Consider the following 9,263-nt stretch of genomic DNA (forward strand, 5'->3'; position numbering starts at 1 on the left):
ATATATATATTTCTCTAATTATGCTGGAAAGATTATTGCCGGATCTGACAACTAGTTGGTATGGATGATGAACTCAAGGAGATAAGGGAACGAAAAATGGAGGAGCTCAGAAAACGGTTCGATCCTCCTGCATCCGCGGGAGATGGCCCACATAGTAGTATCCTTGTTCTGAACGAACAGAATTTTAACGATACTTTGAACCATTATCCCCGGCTTATTGTGGACTTCTGGGCACCCTGGTGCGGCCCGTGCCGGATGCTCGCGCCAGTGATCGAAGACCTGTCATGTGAGCTTGCAGGGAAAGTACAGTTTGCAAAATGCAACACTGATGAGAACCAGCATATTGCATACCAGTTTGGGATCAGTGCAATACCGACGCTCTTCTTCTTCATGAACGGTAAGGTAATAAACCAGATTGCAGGGGTTCTTCCACGACCACAGCTTGAACAGCAGATCAAAGTCGCGTTCAATATAGTGTAATCCGGTCCGGGTAATGATTGCCTGCTCGATTTTTTTTCAGCTTCATCCCTCACTGAAACAGGTTATCGGTCATACCCTGCAATGGAAGGATCTCACGAGGATTCAGGAACTCGCATATAAACCGATCTGCTCCGGTGATGATCTCCTCCTTACTGCCAGAACGGCAGGAGGAAAGAGTGAGGCGGCTTTTATTCCGGTTTTGGATATGATCCTGAAACAGCATCCGGATCTTCCGGTCTGTTTGTACATCTCTCCTCTCAAGGCACTCATCACCGACATGGCTGCCCGACTTGACCATATGCTTACTCCACTCCATCTCTCTGTTCTCCAGGTTCATGGTGATCTCCTCTGCTCCAAAATTCCGGTTATTGATACTCCTGCGATAATTCTTACCACACCTGAAAGCCTGACTATTCTTTTGAAGGGTCCTTCTGGTTCTCTCCTGGGAGAAAGAATTAGAGTCTGTATCATTGACGAGGTACACTCTCTTGCATCTTCAGAGCGGGGAAGCCAACTCATGGCATCCCTATCCAAAATGGAGCAGAAATCAGGTCTCTCAGTTCAACGGATCGGTCTATCTGCAACCATCGGAAATCCGGATGAGGTCCTTGCTTGGATGAGTAGGAGGAGTACAGGTTCGCAGGTGATTATGGCAGAGCATGAAGCCCTTCTCCGTGAGTTTACGTTCCTGTGTGGGTGGGATGGTTCAGAAAGCACCCGGATCCTGCCCCTGATCAAGGGGAAACGCTCACTTATCTTTGCAGGAAGCAGGGGGGAAGCTGAGACTCTCTCAAGTCTGTTTGAAGGAACCGGCCTTGAGGTTTTTGTGCACCACTCATCACTTTCATCAGCAACACGAAATGAGGCTGAACAGGCATTTATTAAAGGAAAATCCGGAACCATCATCTGTACGGGTACACTGGAACTAGGCATAGACATCGGAGCACTTGACCTGGTGGTTCACTCTGGTCCCGTATTCAGTGTCTCTTCATTTCTCCAGCGCCTGGGGAGGGTTGGGAGGAGAGGTAACTGTGCACAGATGGTCTTTATGCTGAGGGATCCCGGGGAGACCGCCCTGGTTGCTGCTGCAATATCATCAGCGGCTTCAGGTCTGGTGGAGAATGTCCGGATAATCAGATACCCGTATCGGGTTCTGGTTCAACAGATTATCATCACTCTTCTCTCAAAGTGGAGAGTCTCAAAAGAGACTCTGATCAGAAGCGTATCCGGATGTGACTGGTGCCAGAGGATATCTGATGAACGGATAAGTCTCATCATATCATCGCTCATCAGGGATGGGTTTATTCTTCTAGATCATGAATTTTGCATGCCCGGCCCAACTCTCGAGTCATGGGCAGATCAGCAGCATGGTTCCCTGTTCTCGGTAATTGGTGATGGAAAAACCTGTATGGTGCGATCGTCTGAAGGGGATCTTATAGGGACGGTATCTTCCAGGGGTGCTGGTCGTTGCAGGACAGGTTCTTTCAGACTGGGTGGGATATCATGGGTTCCGACAGGAGTTCATTCAGAACCGGATGTGATTCAAGCCACTCCGATTAGATCCTCAGCAGTTCCCCCTGTTTTTGGAGGTGTATTTCAGGGAACGAGTTATCTCCTGATGCAGCAGGTAGCAAAAATCGTCAGGAATGGGCTTTCAGATCTTCCGTTTCCTGATCTGATTCGGGAAGGAGTGCATAATTTTGTGTTATCTCTTCCAGAGGGAGTGGGACCCGATTCTATTGTGGTGCGGAGCGAGGGGGACTTTATGTGTGTATATTCATTCCTTGGTGATGAATGGAACAGGATACTCTGTCATTACCTGAAAGAGGCATGCAAAAGTGAAAATTTCAGAGTTCTTGCCGCCGGTTCTGACGGTATATCTGTCCGACTTTCATCCCCGGATATCACCTCTGACTGGATTGTGGAAAGACTTGGCATGGAAAACCTGGATCCAAGATTTCCACCTGAGTGGATCTGGCATTTCCTGGAGACTGACAAACCCTTCACCTGTTTCCTTCCAGAAGAATGCTTGAAAAAGATGCTCGTTTATGACCAGCTCAAACTTGATGACCTTCTCCTGGAGATGGGAATACGCAGGATAATTCTGGCTCCCAGCATCAGGATTTGAGGATCGCGTCGCTCGTGTTGTAGGCTGGTTTGTTTTTGTCAAAGAGCAACCGGTAAGACCGTTCTGCATTGAGCAGCCCGTACCCGTAAATCTCATCCCAGCCGGGAGCACCCAGGTCATCGGCACTCTGGTAGATCACCTGCTTCAGTTCGTCACGGGAAACATCAGGAAAAGCACTCCAGAGCTGGGCGATAACTCCTGCAACATGTGGTGCAGCAGCACTTGTCCCAGGGAATGGGTTTGGAAAATTCCCTGCTCCGCTGACATTGACATTGGTTGGGGCACAGATATCTGGCTTCCAGCGTTTAGTCGAGACAGGATACCTGATGGTAACAGGACCGTGAGATGAATCTTGTGATATAGTAAAGGGGGGAACTGGTTCTACTGATCCGACTGTGACCACATCTTCGACTGCTGCATGGCCAAATATCGAGTCAGTGGGGTCTTTCATGAATGCATTATCAACCCCTTTCGCATCAACACCCCTGATGAACAGTTCGAGAATGTTGGGAGTTGCGGTCTGACCGTTTCTGACAATCTGTAGTGATACCTTCTCTGAGTTTGGTCCTGGAGGGTCGTATACGAGATGTTCAAAAGGATCGGTGGTTCCATTCTGTGTGAAGTTGCTGGTTGCTAGCACTGCTCCTGTTCTTGGATCAGTGAGGATCAGATCATAGTCCGTGAATGAATGACCCCAGGGATCATCCCACTGGAGTGTAGCAATCACCCGTTCGTCAGGGAGAAGGGTGATATTCACTGCACAGGCTCCTCCTCCAAAGTCCTGTAATGTCTGGTTTTTCCCATACGGTATCCCGGCCTTCCAGGGTCCCTGATAATGGAGTGGGGCAAAGTTTCCGGCTACTGTCACGTATATCAGACGGGGATTTGCCTTGAGGGCGGATCTGATATAATCAGCAACATCCCCGTCCTGTAGAAAAGGCTGGCGGAAAAAGTAGAGATCATCGCAGATGACATTGCACCCTGCGTTTACAAGGGCTGTCACTGCGGTTTTGAATGTGTCAGAACTGCTGCCATATGCATAAAAGTAGAGTTCAGCATCCGGTGCAATGTCGTGGATAATCTCAAGCATTGCAGTCCCTTCGTCACCAGTTCCTTCCGATAGGACATGCACTGCAGAGAGTTCCCCGGTTTTTTGAGAGATATTGATGGATTGCGCTCCGTTTGCAATCACCCCAACCTTGATCCCTTTCCCTGCCACACCAAAGGTTTCCCGGATCCCGTTACTTCTCACGAGGATATCACCCTGGGTCTTGTGTTCATCGACATTTGTGGCTATGGTTGTATCTTCGGATGAATGATTCGTAGATTGAATAGGAAGGGATCCGGCAGTTACACTACCTATTAGATAGAGCACGAGTAGAGCAAGAACTAATATTGTGCTCTTCGATTCCATTGCAATCCCCCTTTAGTATACGAAACAGATCAGAACATCACACCAGCAGCTATTGTATGACTGATTACGGGTCATTCGTTAATATATTTCTCGGCTCAACAAAAAAAGAGTATGAGCCTTTTCAGCAGGAATTCTGTCTAATCTGTACACGCTCCCTGAACTGGAAAAGTATCATGACGATGAAGGAAAGAGGTAGTGCAACCACCAGGGGATCGATGACAGACCAGGGGAGCCCGAGGATCGTCTGCACTCCTGTTAGGACCTGAGAAATGCCCAGAGTCTTAGCTTCTGCTGTATGTACAAATGCAGTCCAGAAGAACCAGGTCAGAGCTCCGATAACCATGCTCCAGATAGCTCCGGCACGGGAAGGGTGATGCGAATATACCCCTACAGCAAAGGCGGGAAGAAATGCTGATGCACAAAGTCCCATGAACATTGCAGTAGCCCGGGCGATAATCCCCTCAGGCATTAACAAGGCGATGACTACACTCAATATCATCATGATCAGACATCCGATCTGATTTGCCCTGACCGAAAGAGCGCAGGTCTTTCCCCGACCCCAGATATCACATACAAGGGCGGTTCCCATAGTGTGGTACAAGGCTGATAGTGTGGACATTGCTGCTGAAAGGAGCGTGAGCATGAATATGATCACGAACAATTCGGGCATTGCCTGGTTGATGTACACCGGTATGATAGAGTCGATATTTCCTCCGGCTGCATTTACCGCTATCTTTCCGGTATGCTGCAGGAAGTAGACATTGGTGAGGGCACCGACGGTAAAGGCAACTCCAGTCATCATCAGGATGAACGGCCCGCCTACAAGAACAGCCCTGTTAAGTGCTCGATTGTCCTTTGCAGTCATGAACCTGACAACCAGTTGGGGCTGGGCGAGGACACCGATTCCTACGCCCAGAACGAGTGTAGTTATCAGGGTGAACCAGATTGGAGAACCTACATCAGGCATTGATGCCCATCCCGTCATTCCCTGGGCAGTAAGTGATGCAGGGACAAGGTTTGACATTGCAGCAAGGGCTGAATTTGCAGCAGTGACTCCCCCTAAGTAAACATAGGTTAGCACCAGGAGCAATGTCATCCCGACAAACATGATACCTCCCTGGAATGCGTCGGTGTACATTACCGCAATGAGTCCTCCGTACATTACATATACCGCAACCACTGCTGCAAAGACAATCAGTGAAGTGGTATAGGAGATGTTGAGGGTTGATTCCAGGAATCTGGCTCCGCCAATCAGAACTGCTGCAGTGTAGAGTGGCATGCCGATAAGGATTATCAGACCTGATAGAAATTGGAGTCCCGGACTTTGAAAGATCTTTCCCATGAGATCGGGAAAGGTGACTGCACCAGTTTCCACCCCTTTCTCCCGTGTTTTCTTTCCGAATACAACAAATGCCAGAAGAATACCGATCCCGATATTGAATACAGTCAGCCAGATCAGGCCCATACCGAGATTTGCAGCTACACCTCCGAACCCTACGATTGCAGAAGTTGAGATGAACGTTGCACCATACGAAAGTGCGATGATAACCGGATGGGTATCCCTGCCTGCAAGCAGGTAATCTTCCGCATGGTTGGTTTTTCTGTATCCCATGTACCCGAGAATAAGGGTAATCGCAACATAAACCAGGACAATCGCCAGAGTGACAACCGGATCTGTTGGCATTTATGATCCTCCCCTGTTCCAGTTTACTAGTCCATACAAGATACAGGCGAGAGCGAATCCTATAGATAGGGCATAGCCGGCAATGATCGTCGGATCAGAGATTCCACATATAGTTATCATAATTATCGAAGACCTACGGTAACCTGTCTGCGTTGTCAGTACCTGGGGACTGGAAAATTCCAGCCCCCTATCTAAACACGAAGAAAAATGAGGGTGATAAGAATCCGCCTTTAGGGATTGTACAGATTCGCATCAGTTTACCGGTACAGTATCTGTTCTTCATGATATATGAATTGTAATTGCCCTGGTGCATGTTCATCATACATATGCACCATTCCAGATCCTCTCCTCCTGTGGTCTGAATCAGCCAGCGTTCCTTATTGGAATAAAATGTAACGGATATATTTTCAGGTACAACCTGAGAACCATACCGATATGATGAGGGAGATGTTCCCAATAGGGGGATCTGCATACCTTCTGGCAATCATTTTTATAATCTCTTTCTTGGCTCCGGTATCAGCCCAACAGACACAGATGGGATATTTCGAGGTGAAATCCAATCCGCAGGGTGCTGATGTTATAGTCAATGGAGCATTTGCCGGGGAGACTCCGGTGATTGTTCCGGTTCCAGCCATGACCGCCAACGTAACAGTGATCAGGGTCATGATGCAGGGTTTCCAGATATGGGAACAGACCTATAATCAGACAGTTCAACCAGGTGGAATGATCCCGGTAATGGCAGTAATGGTCCCGGTTGCAACCACAGGTTCCTTAATGGTGAGTTCATCCCCCTCAGGTGCGATGGTAACAGTTGACAACGGAAATGGGCAGATGGCTCCCTGGACCTACCATAATCTAGTGACTGGAACCCATCTGGTCTCGCTGCTTATGATGGGGTATGAACCCTTTGTCAGAACAGTTGAGATTCATCCTGGAGAGACCGCCCAGATTTCAGCGAACATGACCATTCGCACTGGTTCAGGAACGCTTGAGATCAGTTCAGATCCCGGTGGGGCCATGGCATATGTAGATGGCGTGTATGCAGGAACAACCAATCTTGTTGTAGGAAATATTCCCCCTGGTCGCCATGAAGTTAAGGTTAGTCGTGCCGGAAATGATGACTATCTGGAATGGGTTTCAGTGCAGAATCAGGTGATAACCCCTGTTCATGCCTCTCTCAGGCCGGCAAGTGGTGCATCGGGGGGCTTTGTGGTTGTAACCACCGAACCTCCGGGTGCTTCTGTGTTTCTTGACGATGAATATCGGGGACTTACTGAAACAGGAAGACCTCTTGAAATCTCTAATGTCTCTCCCGGAAGTCATCGGATATATGTCACAAGCAGGAATTACGAAGATTTTGAAGCGATGACTATGGTCACTGCCGGAGTAATTACTCCGGTGACAGCACAGATGGATCCAAGCCCTATGCCACAAGCATGCGGCCTCGTGATGGTGAGTTCAGATCCTGCAGGTGCTGATATCACTGTTGATGGGCAGATGAAAGGAACAACTCCTGCAACAGTTGAGGCCGTCTGTTCAGGAAAGCATACCTACTCAATAAAACTAGATGGATATCAGGAGTATAATTCCTCTTTTGAGGTTATACCCGGACAGGTGCTTCAGATAAATACTGCACTAACCTCTGACACCAAAGTTGCAGGAGCGACGTCTAATGGGGCACCCTGGCCGTCTCCCGTTCTGATCGTCTTGGCACTTGCAATTGTAGGATATTATTATGGCAGGAAGATCTGACCTTTTTTTATTTTCTTGTATCTTCCATGCATCTGTTATTTTCCAGGGACTCATGGCCCTCCCAATTTTACGAAGGTTATTTCCGGCCTGCCCTTGATTATTTAAGCGAATATTGCAGTATTGCTGAAGATAAATAAGTCATAACCGTCGGGGCTTGCACTAGTCAGCCCCTCCCCCGTCCCGGATAGACTGTCAGCAACCAGGGCAAACCAGGGGGAGGAGATACATCAACCATGTCATTTGATAATCCAGCGTTACAGTTCGATGAACAGCGTCTCGCAAAAAGAAGTCTTCTCGAGGAGCAGGGAGTCCCTCTCTATCCTCCTACTTTTAAGAGAACCCACACGATTGCCGAAATAAGGAAAGCGTTCGATTCGGCAACCCACGACCCGTCCCCAGAACAGGTAAAGACTGCAGGCAGGATCTATATTGTCCGTGATCACGGCAAGACCTTCTTCTGCGATCTTGGGGATGAATCTGGCAGAATCCAACTTTACATCAGAAAGGATTCACTCCCTGAAGGGAAGTTTGCAGTTTTTAAATCCGGGGTAGAGCGTGGGGATATTGTTGGAGTCACAGGAAGAGTGTTTAGAACCAAGGTTGGCGAAATCACTCTCTGGGTTGATGATTTTGAACTCCTAACCAAGGCCCTCTGTTCACTGCCAGAAAAGTTTCACGGTCTGACGAATCTGGAGAAACGATATCGACAGCGATACCTGGATCTGATCGTCAATGAAGAGAGCAGGGAGACGTTCAGGACCCGGAGCAAGATCCTGTCCCAACTTAGAAATAACCTGATTTCACGTGGGTTTTTGGAATTTGAGACTCCGACTCTTCAGCCGATCTATGGTGGTGCAAATGCCAGACCGTTTACAACCTTCCACAACTACCTTGAGCAGAAGCTGTACATGCGGATTGCTCCTGAACTCTATCTGAAGCGGCTTGTGGTCGGAGGATTTGAGAAGGTATTTGAAATTGCCAAGAACTTCAGGAATGAGGATATTGATACCAGTCACAACCCTGAGTTCTCAATGGTTGAGATCTATCAGGCATATGCTGATTACAAAGATATGATGAGCCTGACTGAAGAGATAATATCTGGTATTGTCAGGGAAGTGACTGGAGGATACGAGGTCACCTATGAGGAACAGACCCTAAATTTTGCTTCTCCCTGGAACTCAATGCCGATGGACGAGGCAGTAAAAACCATTGGTGGAGTTGATATCTTTGAGTACACACTTGACGAGCTCAAGGAGAAAGGACGAACTCTCGGGGTAGAAGGAATAGAGGCTGTTTGCAGCCACCGTGAAGCCCTTCCTCTCTTCTTTGAGACTCTGGTTGAAGAGAAACTGATTCAGCCAACATTTATCCTTGATTTCCCAATTGAGAATTCTCCCCTTGCAAAGGTGCACCGGGAAAAGCAAGGGTATGTGGAGCGGTTCGAACTCTTTATCGCTGGAATGGAACTTGCAAATGGGTTCTCGGAGCTGAATGATCCTCTGGATCAACTTAAGCGGTTTGAGGCCCAGGAAGAGAAACGCCGTCTTGGCGACGAAGAAGCCCAAATGCATGACTATGATTTTGTGAATGCTCTTGGGTATGGGATGCCCCCGACAGGTGGTGTCGGTATTGGAATTGACCGTCTGGTTATGCTCAGTACCAGTAACACCTCGATCAAGGAGGTCATCCTCTTCCCTTCAATGAGAAGGGAAGTAACCTCAGATGAAGAGGAGAGTGTTACAGGTAAGGATGAGCAATAGGCGCATTTCCAGAATTTATACGTATTTTTGAATATAGACTCCTAA

General features: G+C 48.1%; 7 protein-coding genes. 4 read left to right on the top strand and 3 right to left on the bottom strand.

What is annotated here, in order from left to right; translation table 11 throughout:
- The first annotated feature begins 60 nt into the window (after positions 1–60).
- Both trxA and VN429_RS01680 read left to right on the top strand, forming a co-directional pair.
- Positions 61–480: a thioredoxin gene (gene trxA, locus VN429_RS01675; protein ID WP_325629114.1), complete on the top strand. Its 420-nt coding sequence runs from the start codon at positions 61–63 to the stop codon at positions 478–480.
- A 13-nt stretch (positions 481–493) separates the two neighbouring features.
- Positions 494–2,608 (top strand): DEAD/DEAH box helicase, encoded by a 2,115-nt coding sequence (locus tag VN429_RS01680; protein WP_325629116.1) that lies wholly within the window; start codon positions 494–496, stop codon positions 2,606–2,608.
- Here VN429_RS01680 and VN429_RS01685 read toward each other — a convergent pair.
- The 3 genes from VN429_RS01685 to VN429_RS01695 all read right to left on the bottom strand — a co-directional run bounded on the left by VN429_RS01685 (position 2,598) and on the right by VN429_RS01695 (position 5,826).
- Positions 2,598–4,022 (bottom strand): S8 family peptidase, encoded by a 1,425-nt coding sequence (locus tag VN429_RS01685; protein ID WP_325629119.1) that lies wholly within the window; start codon positions 4,020–4,022, stop codon positions 2,598–2,600. The two genes, VN429_RS01680 and VN429_RS01685, sit on opposite strands and share 11 nt — an antisense overlap.
- A 121-nt stretch (positions 4,023–4,143) precedes the next feature.
- Entirely contained in the window at positions 4,144–5,706 is a 1,563-nt protein-coding gene (locus VN429_RS01690; RefSeq protein ID WP_325629121.1) for a sodium:solute symporter family protein, read from the bottom strand.
- On the bottom strand, positions 5,707–5,826 hold the full coding sequence (locus VN429_RS01695; protein ID WP_325629123.1) for a symporter small accessory protein: 120 nt from the start codon (positions 5,824–5,826) through the stop codon (positions 5,707–5,709).
- Between the two features lie 327 nt (positions 5,827–6,153).
- Between VN429_RS01695 and VN429_RS01700 the strand changes: the two genes are divergently transcribed.
- Both VN429_RS01700 and lysS read left to right on the top strand, forming a co-directional pair.
- On the top strand, positions 6,154–7,458 hold the full coding sequence (locus VN429_RS01700) for a PEGA domain-containing protein (protein WP_325629125.1): 1,305 nt from the start codon (positions 6,154–6,156) through the stop codon (positions 7,456–7,458).
- A 233-nt stretch (positions 7,459–7,691) separates the two neighbouring features.
- Positions 7,692–9,218, top strand: coding sequence for a lysine--tRNA ligase (gene lysS, locus VN429_RS01705; protein WP_325629127.1), 1,527 nt, complete (start codon positions 7,692–7,694; stop codon positions 9,216–9,218).
- The last annotated feature ends 45 nt before the right edge of the window (positions 9,219–9,263 follow it).

Origin of the sequence: Methanospirillum sp. (genome assembly GCF_035560735.1) — an archaeon.
Taxonomy (GTDB): domain Archaea; phylum Halobacteriota; class Methanomicrobia; order Methanomicrobiales; family Methanospirillaceae; genus Methanospirillum.